Source organism: Melioribacteraceae bacterium (genome assembly GCA_030584085.1).
In the GTDB taxonomy this organism is placed as follows: Bacteria; Bacteroidota; Ignavibacteria; order Ignavibacteriales; family Melioribacteraceae; genus SURF-28.
Window position 1 is genome coordinate 1,413,062 of record CP129490.1, and the last position, 24,702, is coordinate 1,437,763.

Annotated in this window: 24 protein-coding genes and 1 tRNA gene; 14 read left to right on the plus strand and 11 right to left on the minus strand. The window is 35.4% G+C overall.

The genetic code is table 11. From position 1 onward, the window contains the following. The first annotated feature begins 2 nt into the window (after nt 1-2). From QY331_06385 to QY331_06400, 4 genes are all read left to right on the plus strand, one after another. Nucleotides 3-1,196 (plus strand): restriction endonuclease subunit S, encoded by a 1,194-nt coding sequence (locus QY331_06385; GenBank protein WKZ70876.1) that lies wholly within the window; start codon nt 3-5, stop codon nt 1,194-1,196. Nucleotides 1,197-1,265: 69 nt separating this feature from the next. Further along, nucleotides 1,266-2,903: a DUF262 domain-containing protein gene (locus QY331_06390; protein WKZ70877.1), complete on the plus strand. Its 1,638-nt coding sequence runs from the start codon at nt 1,266-1,268 to the stop codon at nt 2,901-2,903. Nucleotides 2,904-2,924: 21 nt separating this feature from the next. Further along, on the plus strand, nt 2,925-3,920 hold the full coding sequence (locus tag QY331_06395) for a PD-(D/E)XK nuclease family protein (GenBank protein ID WKZ70878.1): 996 nt from the start codon (nt 2,925-2,927) through the stop codon (nt 3,918-3,920). Between the two features lie 53 nt (nt 3,921-3,973). Next, a complete protein-coding gene (locus QY331_06400) occupies nt 3,974-5,428 on the plus strand; it encodes a class I SAM-dependent DNA methyltransferase (GenBank protein WKZ70879.1) in 1,455 nt (484 codons plus the stop codon). Nucleotides 5,429-5,498: 70 nt separating this feature from the next. On the opposite strand, the gene QY331_06405 is transcribed toward QY331_06400, so the two are convergent. The 8 genes from QY331_06405 to QY331_06440 all read right to left on the minus strand — a co-directional run bounded on the left by QY331_06405 (nt 5,499) and on the right by QY331_06440 (nt 10,167). Then, nucleotides 5,499-5,587, minus strand: a tRNA-Ser gene (locus tag QY331_06405). Between the two features lie 321 nt (nt 5,588-5,908). Beyond that, nucleotides 5,909-6,352, minus strand: coding sequence for a GNAT family N-acetyltransferase (locus QY331_06410; protein ID WKZ70880.1), 444 nt, complete (start codon nt 6,350-6,352; stop codon nt 5,909-5,911). A gap of 157 nt (nt 6,353-6,509) precedes the next feature. Then, complete coding sequence (locus QY331_06415; protein ID WKZ70881.1) at nt 6,510-6,809, minus strand: DUF1330 domain-containing protein; 300 nt, start codon at nt 6,807-6,809, stop codon at nt 6,510-6,512. 145 nt (nt 6,810-6,954) lie between these two features. Then, a complete protein-coding gene (locus tag QY331_06420) occupies nt 6,955-7,395 on the minus strand; it encodes a helix-turn-helix domain-containing protein (GenBank protein WKZ70882.1) in 441 nt (146 codons plus the stop codon). Nucleotides 7,396-7,527: 132 nt separating this feature from the next. Continuing rightward, nucleotides 7,528-7,896, minus strand: a complete 369-nt coding sequence (locus QY331_06425) for a hypothetical protein (protein ID WKZ70883.1) — start codon at nt 7,894-7,896, stop codon at nt 7,528-7,530. 264 nt (nt 7,897-8,160) lie between these two features. Further along, entirely contained in the window at nt 8,161-8,835 is a 675-nt protein-coding gene (locus tag QY331_06430; GenBank protein ID WKZ70884.1) for an SIMPL domain-containing protein, read from the minus strand. Nucleotides 8,836-9,081: 246 nt separating this feature from the next. After that, nucleotides 9,082-9,552, minus strand: coding sequence for a hypothetical protein (locus QY331_06435; protein ID WKZ70885.1), 471 nt, complete (start codon nt 9,550-9,552; stop codon nt 9,082-9,084). Nucleotides 9,553-9,906: 354 nt separating this feature from the next. Continuing rightward, nucleotides 9,907-10,167: a hypothetical protein gene (locus tag QY331_06440; protein WKZ70886.1), complete on the minus strand. Its 261-nt coding sequence runs from the start codon at nt 10,165-10,167 to the stop codon at nt 9,907-9,909. Between the two features lie 217 nt (nt 10,168-10,384). Between QY331_06440 and QY331_06445 the strand changes: the two genes are divergently transcribed. Continuing rightward, nucleotides 10,385-11,041, plus strand: coding sequence for a hypothetical protein (locus QY331_06445; GenBank protein WKZ70887.1), 657 nt, complete (start codon nt 10,385-10,387; stop codon nt 11,039-11,041). A 119-nt stretch (nt 11,042-11,160) separates the two neighbouring features. On the opposite strand, the gene QY331_06450 is transcribed toward QY331_06445, so the two are convergent. Beyond that, complete coding sequence (locus QY331_06450) at nt 11,161-11,406, minus strand: hypothetical protein (protein WKZ70888.1); 246 nt, start codon at nt 11,404-11,406, stop codon at nt 11,161-11,163. Between the two features lie 118 nt (nt 11,407-11,524). Here QY331_06450 and acs point away from each other — a divergent pair, with 118 nt between their 5' ends. From acs to QY331_06470, 4 genes are all read left to right on the plus strand, one after another. Continuing rightward, nucleotides 11,525-13,417, plus strand: coding sequence for an acetate--CoA ligase (gene acs / locus QY331_06455; protein WKZ70889.1), 1,893 nt, complete (start codon nt 11,525-11,527; stop codon nt 13,415-13,417). Nucleotides 13,418-13,960: 543 nt separating this feature from the next. After that, complete coding sequence (locus QY331_06460) at nt 13,961-16,183, plus strand: TonB-dependent receptor (GenBank protein ID WKZ70890.1); 2,223 nt, start codon at nt 13,961-13,963, stop codon at nt 16,181-16,183. Beyond that, the gene (locus QY331_06465) at nt 16,180-17,139 is read left to right on the plus strand and encodes a DUF4249 family protein (GenBank protein ID WKZ70891.1); all 960 of its coding nucleotides are present in this window, start codon (nt 16,180-16,182) and stop codon (nt 17,137-17,139) included. The genes QY331_06460 and QY331_06465 overlap by 4 nt, the downstream gene beginning before the upstream one ends. 2 nt (nt 17,140-17,141) lie before the next feature. Continuing rightward, the gene (locus tag QY331_06470; GenBank protein WKZ70892.1) at nt 17,142-18,626 is read left to right on the plus strand and encodes a PEGA domain-containing protein; all 1,485 of its coding nucleotides are present in this window, start codon (nt 17,142-17,144) and stop codon (nt 18,624-18,626) included. Here the strand turns inward: QY331_06470 and QY331_06475 are convergent. Further along, complete coding sequence (locus QY331_06475; protein ID WKZ70893.1) at nt 18,612-19,442, minus strand: patatin-like phospholipase family protein; 831 nt, start codon at nt 19,440-19,442, stop codon at nt 18,612-18,614. The two genes, QY331_06470 and QY331_06475, sit on opposite strands and share 15 nt — an antisense overlap. An 18-nt stretch (nt 19,443-19,460) precedes the next feature. Continuing rightward, nucleotides 19,461-19,757, minus strand: coding sequence for a hypothetical protein (locus tag QY331_06480; GenBank protein WKZ70894.1), 297 nt, complete (start codon nt 19,755-19,757; stop codon nt 19,461-19,463). 201 nt (nt 19,758-19,958) lie between these two features. Here QY331_06480 and QY331_06485 point away from each other — a divergent pair, with 201 nt between their 5' ends. The 5 genes from QY331_06485 to QY331_06505 all read left to right on the plus strand — a co-directional run bounded on the left by QY331_06485 (nt 19,959) and on the right by QY331_06505 (nt 24,687). Further along, nucleotides 19,959-21,158, plus strand: coding sequence for a T9SS type A sorting domain-containing protein (locus QY331_06485; GenBank protein ID WKZ70895.1), 1,200 nt, complete (start codon nt 19,959-19,961; stop codon nt 21,156-21,158). Between the two features lie 29 nt (nt 21,159-21,187). After that, nucleotides 21,188-21,964 (plus strand): hypothetical protein, encoded by a 777-nt coding sequence (locus QY331_06490; GenBank protein ID WKZ70896.1) that lies wholly within the window; start codon nt 21,188-21,190, stop codon nt 21,962-21,964. A gap of 71 nt (nt 21,965-22,035) precedes the next feature. Beyond that, the gene (locus QY331_06495; protein ID WKZ70897.1) at nt 22,036-22,578 is read left to right on the plus strand and encodes a hypothetical protein; all 543 of its coding nucleotides are present in this window, start codon (nt 22,036-22,038) and stop codon (nt 22,576-22,578) included. 155 nt (nt 22,579-22,733) lie between these two features. Further along, nucleotides 22,734-23,336 (plus strand): TetR/AcrR family transcriptional regulator, encoded by a 603-nt coding sequence (locus QY331_06500; GenBank protein WKZ70898.1) that lies wholly within the window; start codon nt 22,734-22,736, stop codon nt 23,334-23,336. Nucleotides 23,337-23,349: 13 nt separating this feature from the next. Next, on the plus strand, nt 23,350-24,687 hold the full coding sequence (locus tag QY331_06505) for a TolC family protein (GenBank protein WKZ70899.1): 1,338 nt from the start codon (nt 23,350-23,352) through the stop codon (nt 24,685-24,687). Nucleotides 24,688-24,702 lie beyond the last annotated feature (15 nt).

Genomic DNA, 24,702 nt, shown 5'->3' on the forward strand with positions numbered 1-24,702 from the left:
CTATGAACAAGAAACTCCCTCCCAACTGGTCTTGGGTTAAACTTGGTGACTATATTGAAAAGATTCCTACGACAGGAAAGAAGTTAAAACAAAAAGAGTATCTAATAGAAGGCAAATATCCAGTTGTTGACCAAGGGAAAGAATTAGTCGGAGGCTTCTCAAATGATCAAGAGCTTCTCTTAAACTGTAATTTACCTGTAATTGTATTTGGGGATCACACAAAAGCAAAAAAACTTATCCCATTTAATTTTATACCGGGAGCTGATGGCGTCAAAGTAATTAAGCCAAATAAAGAATTTGACACCAAACTATTTTATTATTTCCTGCATGTTTTACCAATTCCCGATAAAGGTTATTCAAGGCATTTTCAATATGTTGAGAAATCTCATATCCCTCTCCCACCCCTCCCAGAGCAGCACCGCATAGTAGATAAAATAGAAGAACTTTTCAGCGAACTCGACAACGGAATTGAGAACCTCAAAAAAGCAAAAGCGCAGATTAAGACTTATCGGCAGGCGGTACTTAAGTTTGCGTTTGAAGGAAAGCTGATTCAAGGTGAAGGGAAAAAGGTAAAGGGTAAAAGTGAAAATAGGGAGCTGCCGGAAGGTTGGGAGTTAGTTGCACTAGGGGAATTTTGTGATAAAGTTTCAAATGCTAAAGATCTTGATCCAAATTTTGAATTTCTCTATTTGGATATTGGTGGAATTGATAACAAGATAAATAAAATTGTCTCACACAAAGAATACCAGTGGAAAGACGCTCCTTCGCGAGCTAAACAGCTGGTACATGAAGGCGATTTACTCTTCTCTACTGTAAGAACTTATCTTAAAAATATTGCACTAGTTCCGCCAAGGTACAGCGGTCAAATTGCTTCAACAGGTTTTTGCGTAATTAGACCGAAAAAGCATTTACTTTTATCAGAATATATTTTCCACCTTACCTTGTATGAAAAATTTCTTGAACCATTAAACGCACTTCAAACAGGTTCGAGTTATCCTGCCGTAAGAGATAAAGATGTTTTTTCTCAAAAAATTCCTTTACCACCATTAAAAAAACAAATCCAAATAGTAGAAGAAATCGAAAGGCGTTTTTCGGTTGCGGATAAACTGGAAGCGGCGATAGATGAAAGTCTTAAAAAATCAGAAGCACTGCGGCAGTCAATATTAAAGCAAGCGTTTGAAGGGAAGCTGGTATAGATTATTCATAATATTAAGAAGTATATAGATGTTCGCTAATAATCTTGTTAAACAAATAGATGGTTACATATGAAAGGAAGAGAAACAAAATCTTTTAAAATTCGTTCATTAGAAAGTTTTTTTGCAAAAAGAATATTTGCCATACCAAGACTACAGAGAGAATTTGTATGGAATGCAAAAAAAGCATGTGATCTGCTCGATTCGATTTATAAAGGATTCCCTATTGGAACGGTGCTGATATGGAGGGCAAAGAAAGCAATGCAATATAACCTAAATCAAGAGCTTACTGCATTACCGATTTATAATCCGAATAATAATAATAAAGTCTATTTTATAATTGACGGACAACAGAGGCTTTCTGTATTATATAGAATAATGTGCGGAGATAAGATCGAAAATTCAAACGGCAAGGAGATTGATTTCTCAAGAATCTATCTCAATCTGGATAAGAAGGCTGAGCCGCAGTTCCTCTACCTAAGGCGACACGATGAAGATCAGCATCTACGAGTTTCTGATATACTTTCCCCAAGATGGAAAACAATTTTTAAGAATTATCCTGCATATAAAATGAGAAAAATCAAAGAGTGTCGGGAACGTATTAAAAATTATAAGGTCCCGTTTGAATATATCGAGACAGATAATCTAGGTGAGGTAAGAGAGACCTTCGTTAGAATAAATTCAACTGGAACGCGTCTTAGCTCAGCCGACAAAGCATTTACTTTAGCAGCAAGTTTTAATCTCAAAAATAGAATCAATGCTATAAGAAGGGATTTTAAAAACGGATTTGAGAATATGGACCGGATCTTTTTATTAAGAGCAATTGCATTAATATATGACGCACCTCAAATTAGCGAAAGAGGCATCAGTTCTGTTATAGATAAAATTGAATCTTCGGAAGAGTTGCAAAAAGAATTTGATAATGACTGGAAATACCTGGGCCCGGCTTATGGAAAAGCAATAGATTATTTGAAGAAGAACTTCTGCGTCTATGATTACTCGATGATACCATCAGTAAATATGATTCCCTTATTGGCGACATTCTTTTATCATTATAATAGATCTCAACCTGACCCATACCAGATGAGACAGATCAAAAAGTGGTTTTGGTATACTGGAATTACCGGAAGGTACTCAGGTGCTGGGTATCATAAAAATATCATGGAGGATTACAATTACTTTTTGAAACTCAGCGAAGGTAAACAGAAACCATTTAAGATAGAGGAAAAAGTTAGTTTTATAAAAATGAAATTTTCCGACTATTCTGGAGGCTCCAGTTTAACAAAAGCATTTCTCTGCATGCTTGCATCCAAGAAACCGAGATATCTTGACGGCGGCGGCGAAATTCCGTTGGCTCAACATAATTCTTCCGCGAATAAAAAGAACAGACATCATATTTTTCCAAGGGCACATCTGAGGGTCAAGGGGCTCAGTCGAAATTATTATAATAGTATCGGTAATATCACTTACTTTACTTGGCAGGATAATATAAGAGTCAGTAGTAATCCGCCCTATAAATATCTTGCAGAGTATAGGAACAACGGATATTTAAGAAAAGTCTTAAATAGTCACCTCATCCCGCATACAAATGAATATGGCTTATGGATGAGAGATACTAAAAAGGGCTATAAGTTATTCTTAGAGGAAAGAATAAACTTAATCTGTGATCAGTTTGAAAAATTAGCCGGCGCGGAAATATTTGAGGATTAATCACTAATAATATATATCAGAATGAGTAGACTATTTTTAGATACAGCAGGTATAACGGGTGAAGATCTTACCACTGAACTTTTAAAGATAATTTTAACAGATAAAAAATATTCTCCATTTCAGAAATTATTCTACAATCGCTTTCTTCAGAAAACCGAGTTTAAATCTACAGAGGACTTTCTGTTTGAAGTCGAAAGTCAGAATGTATTTGAAGAAGGAAGACCGGACCTACTTATTTATAACGATGAGGAGGTTTACTGTCTAGAAAATAAATTTTATGCTGATTTCTCAAGCAAGGATCAACTGATTCGATATCATACTTTACTTCAGAACAATGATAGTTTTAAGAAATGTAGTATTAAGAAAGTGTATCTGCTTACAATTGAAAAACGTAAAAAGTACTACGAATATTTAATTGACTCACTTCTTGATAGTGGATCGAGAGAGGATAAAAAATTCAGTGATCTTTTTGAATTCATATTTTGGGAAGATATTCTTGAGCTATGGAAGTCAGACGATTGTATAATCAACGCTCTTCAAGAATATATCTATGATCTATACATCAAAGAAATTAACTTTAGCAGCGAGGAAATCATGCTCTTAAAAGATCAAAACGTACCTGAGTTGCTGGACAAATTTTATAAGCTCATTAGTCAAGTAAGAGATGAGATTACAAAACGGGGATTTGTAGCCACTTCGATCCGGTCGTCTTATAAATGGTGGGGTTTTTACATTGACCTCAATAAGGTAAAAGTCTGGTTCGGTTTCGGTACTGATCTATGGAAGATGAGCGACGATTTTATTTCGCCAATTGGTATCCAGATACAGAAAAGTTCCGTTTCGAATTCAATGGCTGCTGACAAAATACGCAATGAATTAGAACCATTGAATTTTAATATACATTCTCAATTGTATTGGATAAAAAGATATCCACTTAAAGAGGATGAACTTAATGCTGGTCACCTTGCAGATATGCTAGAGGTAGATCTTCGCACTATTTATGGAATATTCAATTGAAGGCGATTATTTAAAAACATCTAAAAATTTTTAATCATAGACGGTATATCAAAATGACAGCATCATCAATCGTTTCAAAAGTTTGGAATTATTGTAACATACTTCGCGATGACGGCGTAAGTTACGGCGATTATCTTGAACAGCTTACTTATCTGCTCTTTCTTAAAATGGCTTATGAATATTCCAAGCCGCCGTTTAATAGGCAAACAATAATCGACAAAAAATATGATTGGGAATCTCTTAAAAATAAAACCGGTGCTGAGCTTGAAGTCCACTATGTAACACTGCTCAATGAACTCGGCAAAAAGAAAGGGATGATAGGCGAAATATTCTTTAAGTCGCAGAACAAAATTCAAGATCCGGCAAAACTAAAAAAGCTTATTGATCTGATTGATGAAGAGAATTGGCTTACACTGGAAACAGATGTCAAGGGAGATATATATGAAGGGCTGTTAGAGAAAAATGCGGAAGATACAAAGAGCGGTGCCGGACAATATTTTACGCCCCGCGCATTAATTAAAGCTATGGTTGAATGCATCAGACCCGAACCAATGAAGACCATTGCCGATCCGGCTTGCGGTACTGGCGGCTTCTTCTTATCGTCTTATGAATATCTAAGTAAATTAAAACTAGATTCAGAGCAGAAAGAATTTCTGAAGTTCAATACCTTCCGTGGATGGGAAATTGTGCCTAGTGCTGCAAGACTATGTTTGATGAATTTATACCTCCACAACATAAGTGATATAGAAAGTGATCCGCCAATTATGCGGGAAGATAGTTTGCTCAGTAAGCCCAAGACAAATTATGATTATGTACTGACCAATCCGCCATTCGGTAAAAAGAGTAGTATAACAATCACAAACGTTGAAGGCATACAAAAAAGAGAATCACTTTCTTATGAAAGACAGGATTTCTGGGTAACTACTTCCAACAAACAATTGAATTTTGTTCAGCATATAGTATCAATGCTAAAGCCGGATGGTAGCGCGGCTGTAGTTGTGCCGGACAATGTGCTTTTTGAAGGAGGCGCAGGAGAAACTGTCCGTAAGAATTTATTAGCGAGAACCGATTTTCATACTATCCTAAGATTGCCAACCGGTTTATTTTATGCGCAAGGAGTCAAAGCAAACGTAATCTTCTTCGATAACAAACCAGCTAGTAAAACACCTTGGACAAAGGAAGTCTGGATATACGACCTAAGAACTAATCAGCACTTCACTTTAAAAACACAGCAAATGAAATTTGATCATCTTGAAGATTTTGTAAAATCATATAATCCAAAGAATAGAAATAAACGAGCTGAATCAGAGCAATTCAAGAAATTCACATATGATGAAATAATCGCCCGCGATAAAACCAATCTTGACATCTTTTGGCTTAAAGATGAAAGTCTCGGCGATACAGACAACCTGCCCGACCCCGATATTCTTGCAGCAGAAATAGTTGAAAATATCGAGGCCGGTTTAGATAGTTTTAAAGAGATAATTCAAAGACTTGGTAAAGAATAAGATTTGTATTGAACATTTATTTTGTATAACAAAAAAAGGGAAGTCAAAAAATATGACTTCCCTTTAAGAGCGGAGAGGGAGGGATTCGAACCCTCGGTAGCAGTTTCCCACTACGACGGTTTAGCAAACCGTTGGTTTCAGCCACTCACCCACCTCTCCATTAGCTGAAAAATTTAATCTATATTTCTAAGTATTAAGAACAAAATTACATCTGTTTAGCAAACCGTTGGTTTTCCCGACTCAAGGCGGGATCTCGCCGAAGGCGATGACAGCCACTCACCTTTATACGCCGTAGTTTTAACGAAGGCGGGCACCTCGCCGTAAGTTGAATTTTTCATTTTCAAAACGAGTTACAAAGATAGAAATATTTTATCTCTTTTAAAACAAATTCTTTATCTTAAACAATTAGCCCACACTTAATAATCTACTCTAATAATTTTAAAATACTAGTTAGCAGAAATCATTTATCGATACAGCCGGTTATCTTAATTTTTTAAGAAAACAAACAATTCGTTCGGTTTCAATAAAACCTAGTTCTTTGTGTAGCGAAATGCTTTTATGATTATTTATTTCGGTATCGCTTGCTAATTCTGTATAACCAAGAGATATCGCCCACTCTTCGGCTTTTTTAATTAAAGCTTTGCCGTAACCTTTCCCTCGATCTTCGGGCTTAACATACCAAGCTTCAATGTAAGGCAATTTTGCATGACGACTTCCTTCGGCAAAATTTCTGATATTCAGTTCCATAAAACCAACTATTTCTTTAGCTTCTTCGGCAACATATACCTGAACGATATCAATTGATTTACCGGCAAAGTATTCTTCCAATTCAGTTATATGATTATCCTCGGTATCCGGCCAGAGTGATGTTCTCATCTTTGACCATTCCGATATATCGGTGTAGCTGACTTCTCGAATTAACATTTTATACCCGGATATTTAATCTGATTTTAAAATATAATTCTTAGAAGATAATTTTACATTACTTCCCGTACAAAAATCTTGCACTCGTAATAAAGGATTATTTATTGGATTGGGGAATAAGTGATCTGAAATTTAACCTGTTCACAATGCAGTAGATTTATAATTTCATATATCGAGAAATTATTGTTGTAGATTCCACCGCTTTTTCAAAATACGCTTTCTTTATCTCTAAATATTCGGGATCGGAAAAAAATCTCTCTGAAGTTTCTTTATCCGGGAAAAATAAGGTAAACACTCTGTTTATTTTGTTTTGTGATTGAGTGATAAACACCTCCGATACCTTAAAATCATAATTAAATCCTCCGCCGTATGATTTTAATATCGGAGTCATTCCTTCTCTGTATTTTTGGTAGCTTGCATCATCTGTTACATTTAAGCCTACTAGGTATTCGTACATTTATTTTCTCTCTGATAATTTCTATATCAACTTAGTATTTATGAATTTTGTAGCTCTCATTATTTAGAAGTGGATTTAGTGCATAACCGCAGTTCACTTTTTAAGCATATCAAAGCCTTTATAAAGCAGTGACAATTTTTGCGTACTATACACTTTCAATGAAGACTGCCGGCGAGACCGAAAATCTTTTACTTAGTGCAACTACTTGCCTTAAATTCAGTTGCCTTTTTCTGTTTAATATTTCTGACACAACTCCCTGACTGCCGATCTCTTTTAAATCATTTTGAGTCAATCCGTGTTCTTCTAATAAATAATTCAATACACCTATTGGATCTCCTTTTCGTTCTTCAACATTGTTATCTTCATAATCTTTAATTAATGTACCAAGTGTATCAATTAATGATTCTTTAACCGGGTCACTTTTTTCATTAACATCATCTATCAATTGATCAAGCATTTTTACCGCTCGATTATAATGTCGTTCAGTATGTATTGTTGAAACAACTTTTGAAACTGTCGGCCAAACTTTAACAGCTCTTTTTATTTCATTTTTCCCTTTTATCATTTTTGCTCCTTCCATTTTCATGTATCATATTCCTGATGCGTTCTGATATGACGAATATAAATATCCGCTTGTTCACCCCGCAGTTTTTTGATGCGGGACTACTAGCTTACTTGTCAACCTAGTTCATTGCTAGATTAAAGATGCTGCACTTCTTTAACCACCGGTTAAATTGACGTTGTGTAGTAAATATGATATTACCACTATTGCTACAACTGCTCCACCAATAAAATAAGTTGCTAAACCATCATCTTCTCTCAGATAAATAATTTTTAATTCATTGATATCAAGTTTATTTACGGAATCATTTTCCGTTGCAAAAAGTAAGTGATCATTTTGTACTTTGGCATAGCCATCAATACTCGTTCTAAAATCAATCGTTGAATCTTTCTTTGTAATTACCCAATCGACTTTTGAAGATTCACTTAATTTAGTCTGACTATCTACAATGATGGTTCTAGCTGAACATCCTGCAATAAATATTATCGGACAAAAAAATAATAGTGTGTTTAAATATTTCTTCATTTTATTTGCCGTACAATGTTGTTTTATCTACCAAAGACTAGCAAGTTGCTTTGCATAACCATCAGTACCGGGAAAATAACCGGTAACGCCGAACTTAACTCTATAAACATTTATTGAGAACTATCTTACTATAAAACTTATTCTGAGAAAGAACTATAACCGCTAATTCACCCCGCAGTTTTTTTGTTGCGGAACTTCTTTCTTACTTGTCCTCTGAAGTTGCTTTTTGACGAAGTCGGACCTGTCCAGCATCTTTTTAGCCAATTATTTACTTAGCTGAAAAGAGATATTTGCAATAAGCTTTACACTATATGATTGTGGAATATCCATCAAAGAATAATCAACCTTTGGACTCGCTGTAAAAAAAACCGGCTCCCCGCCATCTAATCTAGTCATTCTTGATTCAATTTCTATTACTCTTTCGACACTTAAACCCAATTCCTCAGCATACATTTCTGCTTCCTTCCGTGCCGTCCTTACTAATTCTTTTATGCCTTTCTCTCGTATTTTATCCGTTTCTTTTGAAGAAAATATGCTGTTAAATTCATTAATACCCATTTTTAATAGTTCTATTTGGACTTTTTCATATAGTGTAAAATCATCTACTTTCAATCTGATTTTCTGATTCGTTATATAATTTTTACCATCTCTCGGTATTCGAGGTTGAGAAATACTCAATAATGAATAAACTATATTACTATCAGCTATCCCTAATTCTTTTATTAAAGATGCAAGTTTACTTTCCTTTTCTTTGTGTGTCTTGTAAGCCGTTTCAGGTTCTGTATTTTCTTCAGTGATTGTTATCTGAAATATTATTTGATCTGCTTGAACAGCAATTTCAGAAATGGCAGTATATTTAAAAACAGTTTCATCATTCAATTGACCATAATTTACCGTGGTCAATAAAATTAGTATTACACTTACAATTATTTTTTTCATTTCTATTTCTCTTCCTTTTTGAATTACTTAACGGTGTATTATCCGCTAGAGGCGGACAAGTTGTAAAATATCCAGTAACGCCGACGTGTATTTTTTTTATAATTATTTATTATGAACTTATCCCACAAAACTTATTTCATGCAATAACTATATCCGCTTGTTCACCTCGCCGTATTTTTTTGATGCGGGGACTTCTCACTTAATGATCCGCCATCTCTTGGGCTGATTAAAGATGTTATGTTGCTTTTAAGAATTATCCAGATAATGACTTACTTTATTACTTGTGTTTTTATAAAATGTCGGATCAGTATCTTTTAAAAAGTCTTTCTTTTGTGCAATGAATATTTTTAACCAACCTTTTCCCTTTGTTCTTAAGTTAAATGAGTATTCGTATTTGCCAGGTGAAATCTGAATAATTTTATCACTCTTAAAGGATAATTTTTTAAAATCATAATTTGGGAGTATACAGACTATTCCATATAATGAATCAGTCATTTGATAATTCTCAGAAAATAATAATCTAATTTTAATTTGGTAATCATATCCAACGACTTTGCCGCCTGCATAATGAGATGAATAATATCTTGTACTAGCAGTTGGTATTCTGTATTCACCTTTATAAATTGGTTCAACCTCTATATTTGGCATTTCTAGAGTTTGTGCAAAATATAATTGTGTAAATATTATAATTATGGAAATTATCGGTATTTTCTTCATAACATGATTACCTTGTAATTAAGCAGCATAACGGCGTGTTAGTCCGCAACTGGACGAAGTTGTTTAATAACAAGAAACGTCGCTTTATATTTTTTTTATAATGATTTACAAAGAACTTATTACTTCTACTTCTTATACTGAAACAAATGCTAACCTATTTATTAAGGATGTACTATTTGATCTTAATAATGTGCATGATAAAATTTTGTTATGTAGAAAACTATTCGGTCTATATTCTAATGAATCTAAAATATTCGATTGCGAATGTTGGCAGGGGATAGATAATATTTGGGAATACAAATAATCCATAACAACCTAAACTGTTATAGTTAAAATACAAAATACAAAACTTAATTAAAAAACACAGAGAAATTTCCACCATTCCATTTTTCCAGCATTCCATAATTCCATACATCCATTTACGCATTCTTTCATCCAATCTTCCAGTCTTCGTATCATGCAAGAGATTCCGTGTAAAATTTCCGCCAGCGCGGGATGTCGCTTTTGGATCAAAGTAGGTGGTAAGGCACTCCACATCACGGAATGACCGACTCTTTTTGTCATTCCCGCGAAAGCGAGAATCCATGAAATAAATTCAATATTCCACCATTCCATTTTTCCTTAATTTCTACTGTCATGATATCTTCAACTCCATATTTCAACCCTATCTGAAACCTATTTGAAAACTTATCAGTGTCGTTACAGTCTCGATACAGTACCGCTCCGGTGCCGTCCAAATCATACACAATCCAGCCTCAACTGAGTACCTTTTCCATAATTTTTTTAATATATTTTAGACAATCAGTCTTTTAAGTAATAATATTGAGGTATTATGGCAAGAGTAGATCAACAATTACTCGGCGTTATTAACGGTAAGATTGGTAACCTCGTTTTCAGAAGAGTGAACGGTAAAACATTCGTTTCCAACAGACCGCAAAAATATAACATTACCGGCACAGAAGAATCGAAATTAGTAAAAAACGGTTTTAAGAATCTTATCATGTTTTCTGCATATCTAAACTCTATTCCGCTTATCAAAAATGTGTGGGGAAGTAAAACCATTAGAGGAAACCGCGCGTACAATAAGATTTTCAGTCATAATAAATCTCAAATTAAATCCGTTGAAATATCCGAATTATTTCGCATCATCCCGGATCCACCCGACAAGCAAATATTAATCTTCAAAACCGAAGTAGAGCAGAATTACGCTTACATAGATTTTCTCACAGATTATAAAGCAGAAAATTGTATTTATAATTATGTATTGGTTTTTTATTCCAAACATCATAATCAATTTATGCATCAACTAGGCGAGATTGAAAAACCGGAAATACATCAAAGAACACTTCTTAATATAGAACTGAACAATGGCGCGATAAACTTCATTAACTTATCCGGCAAGGTTATAATTTATTTTGGTTTAATAGTACAAGATCAATCCGGCGCAATACTAACTTGGTCCACTTCAAACGGGAAAGTATATAAATAGTACCCAGAATTCTCTCATTCCACTCAACCACTCACCCAATCTTCCATCATTCCAATTCTCCATCATTCCTCTCATCCTCTCGTCCAATCATCCACCAATCCATTCATCCATGCAAGTCATCAGATTCCGTGTAAAATTCTCGCCAGCGCGGGATGTCGCTGTTGGATCAAAGTAGGTGGTAAGGCTCTCCACATCACGGAATGACCGACTCTTAATTTGTCATTCCCGCTAATGCGGGAATCCAAGCTATAAATTTTTCTCTTCGTGTGACTTTGTGCGTACTTCGTGTAACTTAGTGACCTAAATCCTTCATTCATCCATCCATTCATCCATTCATCCAATCTTCCAATAATCCAATCTTCCATTTTTCCATCTTTCCACTCATTACTCCATCACTCCATTCCACTTATTGCATTTCAATCAGACAAACTTTAATTTCATTTCAAAATAACATACACTTAATCTCATTTAAGGGAGGCATTGATGGCAAAGAAGAAATTGCAAGGCGAAGTTTTCTACCCACCGAAAGAAGTAATCGAAAACGCTAACGTTAAAGATTGGGATAAACTCAACAAGCAAGCAAACGCTGATTATGCAAAGTTTTGGGCTGACAGAGCCGAAGAATTACATTGGTTCAAAAAATGGGATAGAGTAATTGACGATCGTAAAAAACCTTTCTACAAATGGTTCACCGGTGCAAAGACAAATATTTCATACAATTGTTTAGATGTTCATGTTCAAACACACCGACGAAATAAAATAGCACTGGTTTGGGAAGGGGAGAATGGCGACTTTGAAGCAATGTCATATTTCCGTTTGCATAGAGAAACCTGCAAGTTTGCCAATATATTGAAAAGTATGGGAGTTGAAAAAGGTGACCGTGTAACAATTTATATGGGAAGAATTCCCGAGATAATGATAGCAATGTTAGCTTGCGCACGAATCGGTGCAATTCACTCAGTAGTTTACGGTGGTTTCTCCGTTGAAGCTCTTCATGAAAGAATAGAGGATAGTAAATCAAAAGTTCTTATTGTAGCCGATGGTGCATATCAAAGAGGGAAGATCGTTCCGCTAAAAGATATTGCCGATGAAGCTTTACAGCGTGCCGGAGGTATCGAACATGTTATCGTTGTTAAACGAACCGGACAAGAAATCAAAATGGAATTCGGTCGTGATATGTGGTATCACGAATTAAGAGAACTTCCAATTGCAAGTAATTCATGTGCATTAGAAAAAATGGACTCGGAAGATCCGTTGTTTATTTTATATACATCCGGTACGACGGGCAAACCGAAAGCAATTTTGCATACACACGGCGGTTACATGGTCGGTACTTACACGACTCTCAAGTATGTTTTCGATATTCAAGAACAAGATAGATATTGGTGTGCTGCCGATCCTGGGTGGATTACGGGTCATAGTTATATCGTTTACGGTCCATTACTCAATGGCGCTACATCATTCATGTATGAAGGTGCTCCGAATTATCCGTATCCGAATCGTTGGTGGAAGATGATTGAGAATTACGGAATTAATATTTTATACACTGCTCCTACGGCAATAAGAGGATTAATGCGCTTTGGCGAAGCTTGGGTTAAACGTCATGATCTTTCTTCATTAAGATTACTTGGTTCGGTTGGTGAACCGATCAATCCCGAAGCATGGAAATGGTATCACAAAGTTGTTGGAAATGAAAAATGTCCGATTATGGATACATGGTGGCAAACCGAAACCGGTATGTTTATGATTACCCCGATGCCTTGCGTTCCGCTTAAACCCGGTTCCGGTACAAGACCATTCCCAGGAATTGAAATGGATGTAGTTGATGAAAAAGGTAAACCGGTCAAACCTAATGAAGAAGGTTATCTTGTTATTAAAACTCCTTGGCCTGCAATGATTAGAACAATTTACGGTGATGATGAAAGATACGTTCAGCAATACTGGAGAAAGTATAAAGGGATGTACATGACTGGCGACAGTGCAAAGAAAGATAAGGACGGTTACTTCTGGGTCATCGGAAGAGTTGATGATGTTATCAAAGTATCCGGTTATAGACTTGGTACAGCTGAAATCGAAAGTGCACTTGTTAGTCACAGTGCAGTTGCCGAAGCCGCGGCAATAGGAGTCCCGCATGAAGTTAAGGGAAACACTATCTACGCTTATGTAATTTTGAGAGCTGGGCAGTCCGGCAGTACAACATTAGCTGAGGAATTACGACAGCATGTCTCACATGAAGTTGGTCCGATTGCAAAACCGGAACAGATAGAGTTTGTCGATTCATTACCTAAAACTCGATCGGGAAAAATTATGAGACGTGTACTCAAAGCTAAAGCCATGGGTGAAGATCCCGGTAACTTATCAACGTTGGAAGATTAATCATATAACTATTAATCCGGGTTGTTAAGTAATCATTGAAAATTGTCATTCCCGCGAAGGCGGGAATCGATAACTATTTTGTTTTCTTTGAGTAACTTTGTGCCCGCCTCTGGTGTGTGTACTTCGTGTAACTTTGTGACCATAATCCTTCAATCAACCAATTACCCAAAATTCCATTATTCCACTATACCAACCATCCAATCTATAATTCATTAATCCATGATCCAACAATCCACTCATCCATTCATCCAATCCATCTATCCATAGATTCCGTGTATAAGCATCACGGAATTATCGACTTTTTTTTGACATTCCCGCAAAAGCGGGAATCAATAACTGAAATGTCTTCTTTGTGAGACTCTGTGCTTACTTCGTGAAACTTTGTGACCTTATCTATTCAATAAAGTTGATTCAATTTATATCAACCATCATTTAAAAATAATCATGAAATTCTAAATCTCATTTATTATTTTAACCGGTCGATTTAGTAATTTATTCTAATAACGGGGGGAAGACTGTTATTGCCTTCCTTATGGTTTTCAAATGAAATTATTCTATTATGTTTTTTTATTCCTATTCGTTTGCCTTTCCTTAAGTGCACAGCAGACCGGTAGATTAAGAGGTATTGTTTCCGATTCAACAAGCGGTGAATTTTTACCTTACGCTAATGTTTATATCGATGAACTTCAAACCGGCGCCTCAACTGATGAACGCGGATTGTATCTCATCAATCAAATTCCGGCCAATAAAAATTATTTAGTGAAAGTATCATTTGTCGGTTATCAGACAAAAACTGTTAACATTTTTATTGCTCCTGGTAAAATAACACAGCTTGATATTAAGTTATCTCCGGAAGGTGTTGAACTTGGTGCAATTGAAAAGATTGGCGAACGAATAATTCAAAAGAATCAAACTGATATCGGATTGGAACGAATTTCGGTTAAGACATTGCAATCATTACCAAAAGGTGTTGAGACTGATGTACTGAGATCACTTCAATATGTATCCGGTGTAAGAACTACAGGTGATGTTTCCGCTAAATACTATGTACGCGGTGGTACAAGCGATCAAAATTTAGTAAAGCTCAATGGTGTCACAATTTATAATCCTTTCCATGCACTAGGTTTGTTTAGCGTTATCGATCCCGAAATGATAAATAGTGTTGAGTTTTATAAAGGCGGCTTCACAGCAGAATATGGCTCACGACTTTCTTCTGTTTTAAGTATCGTTTCTAAGGATGGTAATAGAAATCAATTCGGTGCAAGTGCAAGCGCAAGTTTATTGACGGGTAAAATGATGGTTGAAGGACCTATTCCAAATGGTTCATTTATGGCTACGGGAAGAAAGAGTTTATCAAATGATGTCTTGAAGAATTTCTTGAATGATCAAAGTGTTCCTATCGATTTTTATGATTTCTCTTTTAAATTGAACTACTCTGACCCGGCAATTATTGAAAACGGAAGATTTTATTTCTTCGGATTCTTTTCAAGTGATAAACTTGATGATGAAGATCCTCTTGCCGAAGATTATCAATGGAGCAATAACTTATTCGGTTTTGAATGGATTCAAATTTATGATGTGCCGTTGTATTCCAGACTAGGTATTAGCGTTAGCAAATTTGAAGGTGAAGTTATTCCAAATGAATCTGATTTCAAACCTCGCAGAAACGAAGTTGATGATATGACTCTTAGTCTTGATTTCAATTATGTATGGCCAACAAAAGATGAACTGGGTTTTGGTATTGAATTTAAAGCGCTTAATACAAAACTCATTCAATCAAATAGTCAAGGTGCATTGTCTGATATCGAAGAGTTCTCTGGTAACTTTAGTATCTATCTAAAATACAAACTACTACGATGGGAATCTTTGGGGATTGATATTGGATCACGATTAAATTTAACCGGCTTAACTGAAAGCGGCGGACTTTATCCTGAACCTCGCATTAGCATGACATATCAATTGTTCCCATTTCTTACTCTTAAATCAGCTGCTGGTCTTTATCAACAAGAAGTTGCAACGGTTTCTGATGAAAATGAAGTCATCTCATTATTTGAGCCTTGGACAATTCTTCCCGATTACCTTGAACCTTCACGAGCTGTACATTTAATCTTTGGAGCAGATTTCTTCTTGACCGAAAATCTATTACTCAAGTATGAAGGTTATTACAAAAAAATTACTAACCTAGCCGCAATAAATGAAAAGAAAGTTTTTGATTATGACGATGACCTGGTTAATGGCGACGGTGAGGCTTATGGTTCCGAATTTATTCTTAATTATGCAATCGATAGATTCAAAATAAATTCTTCTTATTCTTTAAGCTGGGCATTCAAGGAAGTCGATGGCTGGTTATATTATCCTAAATTTGATTCCAGACATGCTTTCAATTTTGGACTTGAGTATAACTTTGGAGCGGGTTGGAGCGCTAATGCAATTTGGTCTTATAGTTCCGGATTACCGTTTACTCCGATTGTAGGTTTCTATGATAAATATTATACCGGTAATTTCTTTGATGTTGATCCCGGTGGTTATTCTTTTAATCCATATACAATTCTCGGGGATAAAAATATCGAACGGCTTCCGGTTTATCATAGATTAGATTTTACACTTTCAAAGAAATTCGATTTCAGTTTTATTAAGATGGAACTCGATTTAAGTATTATCAACGTTTATGATCGCGCTAACATTTTCTATTTCAAAAGGGACACGGGTGAAAGGGTGAACATGCTGCCGTTTTTACCGACTGCGACTGTGAAGGTGGCTATATGAAAAAATTACAAATACTATTTTTTGCTTTAACTGTATTCATTCTTTTGGGCTGCGAAGAAAACTTTAGTCCAAAAGGGGACTTCGAAGAAAAGTTTGCACTGACTTGCGTTGTAAGGGGAGATACTGCATTACAAATCGCTTCATTGTTTAGCAGCTATGATGTCGATGGTTACGATCCTTCGGTTTATGACGAGAATCCGGCATACCTTGGTGCGGATATCAGATTGTGGTATCAAGATACAGTTTACATTTTTGAAGAGAACACCGTATTTAATCCTACAAATCCGGATTCACTTTTCCATTTTTATTATTTGGATAAATTCAAACCAACTGGTAAAGGTGAACTATTAGAAATAGAAGCAACTCTTAGAAACGGTAAAAGATTGCGAGCATCTTGTTATACACCGGGTAGATTCAATTATAATACACAAGAAACTTCAAATACAATTCCGCCTGTGAATACTAGTAACGTAAATATTGTTTGGACAACCGAAGATACGGACAATTTTTATGTAGGCAGAATAAAGGTGAAATACTTTGAAAATATCGGGGGAACATCAACTCAAAAATGGTTACATCTTCCTGTTCGTTTGGTAGATAACAACGGTGAATTAATTCCTATTTATCCCGTTGCGTCAAAATCCCGTGCTGTATCTTATTCAATGAATGCAATTAATCATGCGTTTCAAAGTTTATCGGAAAATATTGCTAAAGAGAATATTACTATTTCTACATACGGAATAGTTGAAGTTCTATCATTGGATGAAAACCTCTCGCGGTACTATGCTTCCATTTTAGAGGATAATAAATATACAGTTAGAGTCAACGAATCAGATTATTCAAATGTTGACGGTGGTTTTGGTGTTTTTGGAAGTCTCAATCGAGAAACAAAAAGGATTACTATTCAATCAGATTATATAACAAGTTTTGGATATAAGGTTTTGTTCGAGAATTAATTATGAAAAGAAAAAATTTACTTCAGTTAGTGTTGATTATACTCTTTCTTCTAATTACCGTTTCCTGTGATAAGGAAGTATCGACTTCACCGTCAGAACCTGAACCGCCGAAAGGTATGATTTTTGTCGATTCCGAACCGGCGGGATTTAAAATTTATCTTGATGGAAGATTCACCGGAAGATTTACTCCCGATAGCATTCCTTTTATTGAAGAAAAACTTTTTGAGGTTGGATTAAAACGTAATCTTTGGAAAGATACATCTGTTTTTATAGAAGCAAGTAGTGTTCAGCCACCACAAATTGATGTAAATTATCTAGTTAATCCTTCAATGCGCGGTAGTCTAAATTTGGTTTCATCTCCACGAGATGCGAAAATTTATATAAATGACTCTTTGTTAACCGAAACTAGTCCAACTGTTATCAAAGGTTTGCTGCCCGGAAGTTATAATGTAAGATTTAGTTTTGAGCAGCATAGAGATAATCAAGCGATTGTTGCAGTAAAAAGTAGTCAGGTGACAAATGTAAATCTTGCATTGCGTGATACTTCAATCTGGGTTGATTATCGTAAACTTAATTCACCGCTTCCAACAGATATTTTAACATCTGTTGCCGTTGAATCATCGGGAATTGTCTGGATAGGTACGATTGACAAAGGTATTGTCAGATTTCAAAATAATGTTTTCCAGACGTTTGATAAATCAAACTCATTGTTGCCGCATGATAGAGTTACCGATGTATTTGTGGATGAAAATGATACTAAATGGATTGGAACTGAAGGAGGTTTCGCTCGTTTTGATGACCCGAATAACATGCAGGTTTATACTACTGCAAATTCTGAGCTGAGAAATAATAGGATAAACGTTATTACGGGTGATGGTGTCGGTACAATCTGGATAGGGAGTTGGGGCGGATTGGTTAAAATGGTAAACCAAACCATGGAAGTAATGAGAACTGAAAATTCAAACTTACCTTCTAATCTTATAAAAGAAGTTGATTGTGGTTTAACTGATATATGGGTTGTTGCGGATACATTTTTAACTAGATTTGACGGAACCAACTTCCAAAAGTTTGGACGCAAGAATAATAATATACCCAATTCAAACACTATAGGTGTTGAGATTGATGCCGAAGGTAATACTTGGGCAGCATTTTCGGCTCAAGTAATCACATACCCGAACTTAACCACAGAACGAATCATCGGGGGATTAGGAGTTTATAATAATTCTCAGTGGCAATCTGTTTTTATTGGTGATCTTTCTCTAACTATGAACGATTTATATGTTGATAGAGATGGTTACAAGTGGATAGCAACTAGTAGTGGGTTGTTCAGGTTTCTCGATCTAAATACATCAATCGCTTTCAGACCAAATAACTCCGGAATTCTTAGTCAAAGCATCAATGGATTAGTTGAAGATAGCAGGGGTACACTTTGGATTGCGACACAGGACGGCTTAGCTAAATATAAAAAGTACTTAGAGACTAAGTAATTTTGTTAGCTTTTTCTTCAACTCAGTTTTATATGGTCGGGCACTTTCCAAAATAGTATCTGCTTTCATAAATTCATGTACTCTCACATCTTCGATGTTTGTTCGAATGTGAATATCGGGAGCAATATTTTTAGTCTTTTCGTTAATGATAGAACCTTGCATAATTTGAAACGCCGAAAAGAAAACTTCATATGCCGGGGGAATGTCTAATTTAGTGCGTGCTCCGTTCGAAGCTGAAACATCTACTGCAATCGTTAAATCACAATCGTTAAAGAGTATGTCATAAGGGAGTGGATTTACCATGCCACCATCAACAAGTAGCTTTTTTTCTCTCTTAACGGGTGAGAATAAAAATGGTAACGCATAGCTAGCCCTAACAGCTGAAATTAAATCACCTTTGTCTAAAACTACTTGATTCTTGGAAAAATAATCAGTTGCGACAACTTTAAGCGGAATTTGTAACTTATTGAAATCATTAATCTTAAGTTGTGTTGACAAGAAATTGGCTAGTTTATCTCCTTTGAGTAAACCACCGATTTTTATGGTGGGATCAAGTAAGTCAAAGTATTTAATAAAATCGGATTTCTTGTGAATTTCCCAAAATTTACTTTTTGTACCATGAATAATCTGGTGTAGGATATGTTTCATTTCATCGGTTTTAAATCCGGCAGCGTAAAATGCTCCCACAATCGCACCGATACTCGAACCTGTAATAATTGTCGGTTGTATTTCCAATTCCTCTAAAGCTTCAATAAGAACAATGTGGGCTAACCCACGTGCTCCTCCTGCTCCTAATGCTAAACCGATTTTTTTCATTTATTCAATAACTCGCTTCTAAGATTCTTGTTCAAGCTGTTTTGTTATATTATTACCGCTTTTCTTCATTTCACTTTTGAATTTCATGGTAACTCTATAACCATAGTAAATAGTTATAAAAACCGAAATGTGAAAAACTATAAATGCTATCCCGCTGGCAACAAGTAAAATCCATTCTAAACTGAATTTCCCTAAACCTTCCGCTAAAATGGTTTCGATTACAAAATAATCAATTATTAACCAGGTAAGAGACAGAAAACCTAATACTAAAGTAAAATTCAGACTGTTTTTTAATTTTTGTGTTAAACTTTCCATGATCTCATTCCTTTGTTTATGTAAAAATACAAAATCTAAATCAGAAAATTAGTTTAGTCGGTTAAAAGCGACTTAATATTTTTTATCTGTTGCTTACAAGCAACACATAATCGGTTATTGTGGCTTATTTTCTTGAAAAATACTTCGGCACAAAAATCGCTACCATGTCCTAAAATCGAAAAACCAATGAAAGGATATCATATGAAAAAAGTACTTTTCTTTTTATTTCTACTAACTCCCATACTATTTGCTCAAGCAGAGTGGAAGAAAGTCTATGGCACGAACGTGAACAATACAATTGTTCATGATATGATAATTCATCAAGGTAGTTTCTTTGCCGGAACAAACGGTCATCTATTAAAAAGTGATGATAAAGGTGAAACTTGGACAAGTTTACCGGTAAACGCAATGGGGATAGTTTCACTTGAATCCGATGGAAGCAGATTATTTGCCGGTGCAATAATATCACTCGGTGGATCAACGCTGATTTATTCTGATGACAATGGCGAGACATGGAACAATACAAATGTTACCCAAAGTCAGGTTTCCTCCATTGAAGTTATAAATCAGAATCTCATGTATGCTTATTCAAATTTTCAAGTTTTCTTTCAAAGTACTGACCGTGGCGAGACTTGGACTCAAGTCACCGGCTGGCCATTTTCTACAACTCGAGAGATTTATAAATCTAATTCTGGTAGACTTTACATAAGTGGTTACCATTCCGATGATGACGGACAAACTTGGACTAAAACCGGGTATGATAGAGATGGTTCCGGAATATATGCATATGCAGAAAATCAAGATGGAATCTGGGCAGGCGCCGGTAAATTATGGCTAAGTCAGGATCAAGGTGAAACATGGCAAGAAAAAGATCCGTATTTAACAGCTTCGTTAATTGTAGATGGTAATAACATTTTCCAAGGTAAAGAAGGGTTTGCATATAGTACGGATGGTGGTTCTAACTTTACAGATTTTAACGATGGAATAGATAATGTTGACAGAGTTTTGTCAATACTATTTGATGGCGAATTTATTTTGATCGGATTGGATGGAACCGGGCTGTATAAAATAAAAGCTTCGGATTTAGGAATTACAACTTCAGTTGAACAAACAGAAGAATTAGCAAATAGTTTTGAATTACTTCAAAACTATCCAAATCCATTTAATCCATCTACTACAATAAAATTTTCGATTCCAGAGAGTGGTTTTGTTTCTCTTAAAGTTTATGATGTTCTTGGAAAAGAAGTTGCAACTCTTGTAAACAATGAACTAGCAGCCGGAAGTTACTCGGCAATATTTGATGCAAATAATTACTCACAAAACTTATCAAGTGGAATTTATTTCTACAAACTCGAGTCCGGTAATTTCGTTCAAACCAAAAAATTAATGCTAATCAAATAAATAAACTAACCAAAATATATGAGGGTGTTATGAAGCTAAGTAAAATCGTATTAATAATGATGTTATTCTCAATGTTTCTGTTAATATCATGTAACAAAGAGGATGGTAGTCCAACCGAACCTGAAGATGGCGGGGGAAGCGGAAACACTAATGCAAGCGGACAACCAATGCCAGACTTCGGTGGAAATTCTGATGGTGTGTTGGCGACCATAAATTATGAATTTCAAACAATGCCAGGATTTCCGGCAGCTCAATTGTCCATGGCATTTGCACAATTTGGTACTGGTATAGATGGCGGTAATGTTTCTGTAAACGGAAATTCGTTGGGTAAAACTTCTCAAGGAAGTACAACGTTTTATATGACGCCATCTCCAAGCAATCCGACACAAACTTTGACAGGTGTAAGTTTTGACGGTTCTAATCATAACTGGCAGGTAAGTGGTAACGGATCAGTTCCTCAAATGAGTGGTGGAGTTCAAAGCCCCAGCAATTTCTCATTAACCGGTCCAGCAAATAATGCAACAGTAAGTAAATCCGGTGGCATTAACATTACTTGGAGTAATGCTTCAAATAATTCTAATGTATTGGTAGTTCTTGCCGCTTTGGATAATTCCGGAAGTTATTACGCAGCCGAGGGGTTAAGCGATAATGGAAGTTATACAATCCCGGCAGGTGACATTAGCGGAATAAGTGGTCAAGCAATGCTGCAAGTAGTTAAATATAATTATGCCCCAGTTAGTGCAGGTGGCAAAACGTATTACGCTGTTGCTGAGGTAGTTAAGAGTGTAACTATAACTGTTAACTAGCAAAATGAATAGAGAAATCAGAAATAAACTTTAGTAATAATTTTTTTCCCATAAACAAAAAGGAGCGGCATATGTTCAAGAAATCTTCAATAAAATTCTTTGCAATATTAATTGTACTTTTTACGACAGCAACAATGGCCCAATTTGATATCAACAGAAGTAATATAGGTTTAGGTGCAGGATATGGTGGTGGTGGTCTTGATGGTGACAATGCAATTCCCTTTACTCTTGAATTTAATTTCTTAAAGCTTAGCGACAATATTCAAGGTGGTATATTTGCTTCGTATGCGAGTACTTCGGAAGAAATGAATTTCTTCACGGCAAAAGGTGAATGGAGCTACACAAATATAATTGTTGCTGCTCAGGCAAATTATCACTTCTCTCCGGGTGCAAAGTTTGATCCGTTTGCTGGTGTTGCCTTAGGTTATAACGTTGCCAGTGCTTCTTGGGAGTGGGATGGTAACACAAATATGCCTGAACCTTCTGCAAGCGCAGGTGGTTTTTTCTATAGTGGTCAAGTTGGTTTTAATTACTGGTTCAGCAACTCAATGGCTTTCCAATTGAGAGCCGGATATTATCCTTACATAAGCGGCGCATTAGTATTTAATTTATAAAATGCTGCTTTCTTCATAAATCCTCAAAGTCCCTTATCTTAAGCCCATTAGGTAGGGGACTTTTTTGTGTTAATCCCTTTGTTTAAAATCTATTTGACAAAATATTGAACTTCTTGGTAAATTTACCGACCGGTAAGTATAAAATATGCAAAATAATGTCAAAAGAACTAAAAAAAGCGACAAAAGAAAAAATATTTCAAGCCGCCGCTGAATTATTTTCTAATGAAGGTTATCACAACGTATCTGTAAGAGAAATTTGCGAAGCGGCAGAAGTAACAAAACCTGTACTCTACTATTATTTCGGCGATAAGGAAAATCTCTTATTCGAAATGATGAGAGAGACAAGATTAATTGTTGAACAATACCTAGAGCAATACGTCTTAATTAAATCAAATTTTTCTGAAAAACTTGATGGGATAATTGAATTCTACATCAGGTTTATTAGTGACTATCCGTACCTTGTGAAGTTCTCGGCTTTCATTCAATTTATGGTTGTACCGGAGAGAGTGAAAGCTTTCAAGAATGAACTTTCAAAAAATGATTGGATAGTATTGTTTGGTATTTTTAAAGAAGCTCGCAAAAAAGGTGAACTTAAAGAAGATATTGAAATCGAATCCGCTGCAAGAAATTTTTTGGGAGGTCTTATTATTGCTTTAACAGAATATACCTCAGGAATTTTAAATAAAGAAGAATTTATTGATGCCATGCACAATTATCTAAAATTTTGGAAACAACAATTCGTAATTAATAAAAATTAGTACGGAGATTTGAATGAGAAAAATCTCAATTATCATTTTCCTTTTTACCGTTTCATTTGGTTCTTTGGTTGCGCAGAATGAAAAAAATATTATTTATTTGAGTCTGGATGAAGTTGTAACTCAGTCACTCAATGAAAATCTATCGCTCAAATCAAAAATACTTGACTATGAATCTCAGAATCTGGAAGTATTAAAAAGTTATTCTACTTTTTTACCCACATTCTCTTATCAAGGTATGTTTGTAAAGAATGTCGAGTTACCCGTTTTTGTTTTTATGGGACAAAGTTTTACAGTCGGAACTCCCTACACTTTTCAACATTCATTAAGTTTATCATTGCCGGTTTTTACAGGTGGTGCTAGAATTTTTAATATCAGCGCACAAAAAAGTATAAAGAAATCGTTAGCCGAAGAATTAAAAGGTAAAGAAGCTGAGACAGTATTAAATGGAATGCAAAGTTATTACGGAATAATTCTAGCTCAATCTTTTTTTGAAATTGCAAGCGAAGCAGTCAAAGTGGCTGAACAAAATTTAACTCAAGTACAGAACCAATATGATGCGGGAGTTGCAACCGAGCTCGATCTTCAAAGAGCTAAAGCACAATATTATAGCACTTTGCCTAAACTTGAATCTGCAAAATCCAGCTTGAGAATTTCGAAGCAGCAATTGAAAAGTTTCTTAAATCTGTCACTTGAAGATTCGCTTGTAGTTGTTGATTCTTTGACGACCAAAAAATTTTTGAAAGAAATCGACAACATAACTTTAACAGAATTAAAACAGCTTGGTCTTAAAAACAAGCATGAATTGCTTGCACTGAGGCACCAATTAGATGCAACCAATCAAGGCGAAAATTTAGCATTAGCAAATTTTGCTCCGAAAATTGCAATATCCGCAAGTGTTGATCATCAAGCTCAAATGGAAGATATCAATGTTTCATGGAATGATTACATTCGTTCGAAATCAATTGCCCTTGCAGTTAATTGGCCGATATTTGAAGGAGGAAGCAAAATTATTGAATGGCAGAAAGCAAAGATTCGTTCCGATCAAATGGAACTGGCATTAAAACAATTTGAAGATCAGAGTGAGTTGTTTATTGAACATAGTTACTTTAAATATTATGAAGCATCTTCAAATCTTGAAAGCTTGCAAGAGACACTAAAACAATCAAATGAAAGTTTACGAATATCAAATTTACTTTATGAACAGGGGATGAGTACTCAACTCGATGTACTGAATGCGCAATTATTATACATTAATAGCAAAATTGATTATCAACAAGGTATATACGACTACAATATTAGTCAGTTAAAGTTATTGCAGTCAATCGGAAAATTAAACACAATTTGGAATTAAGTTTTAACGGGGAAA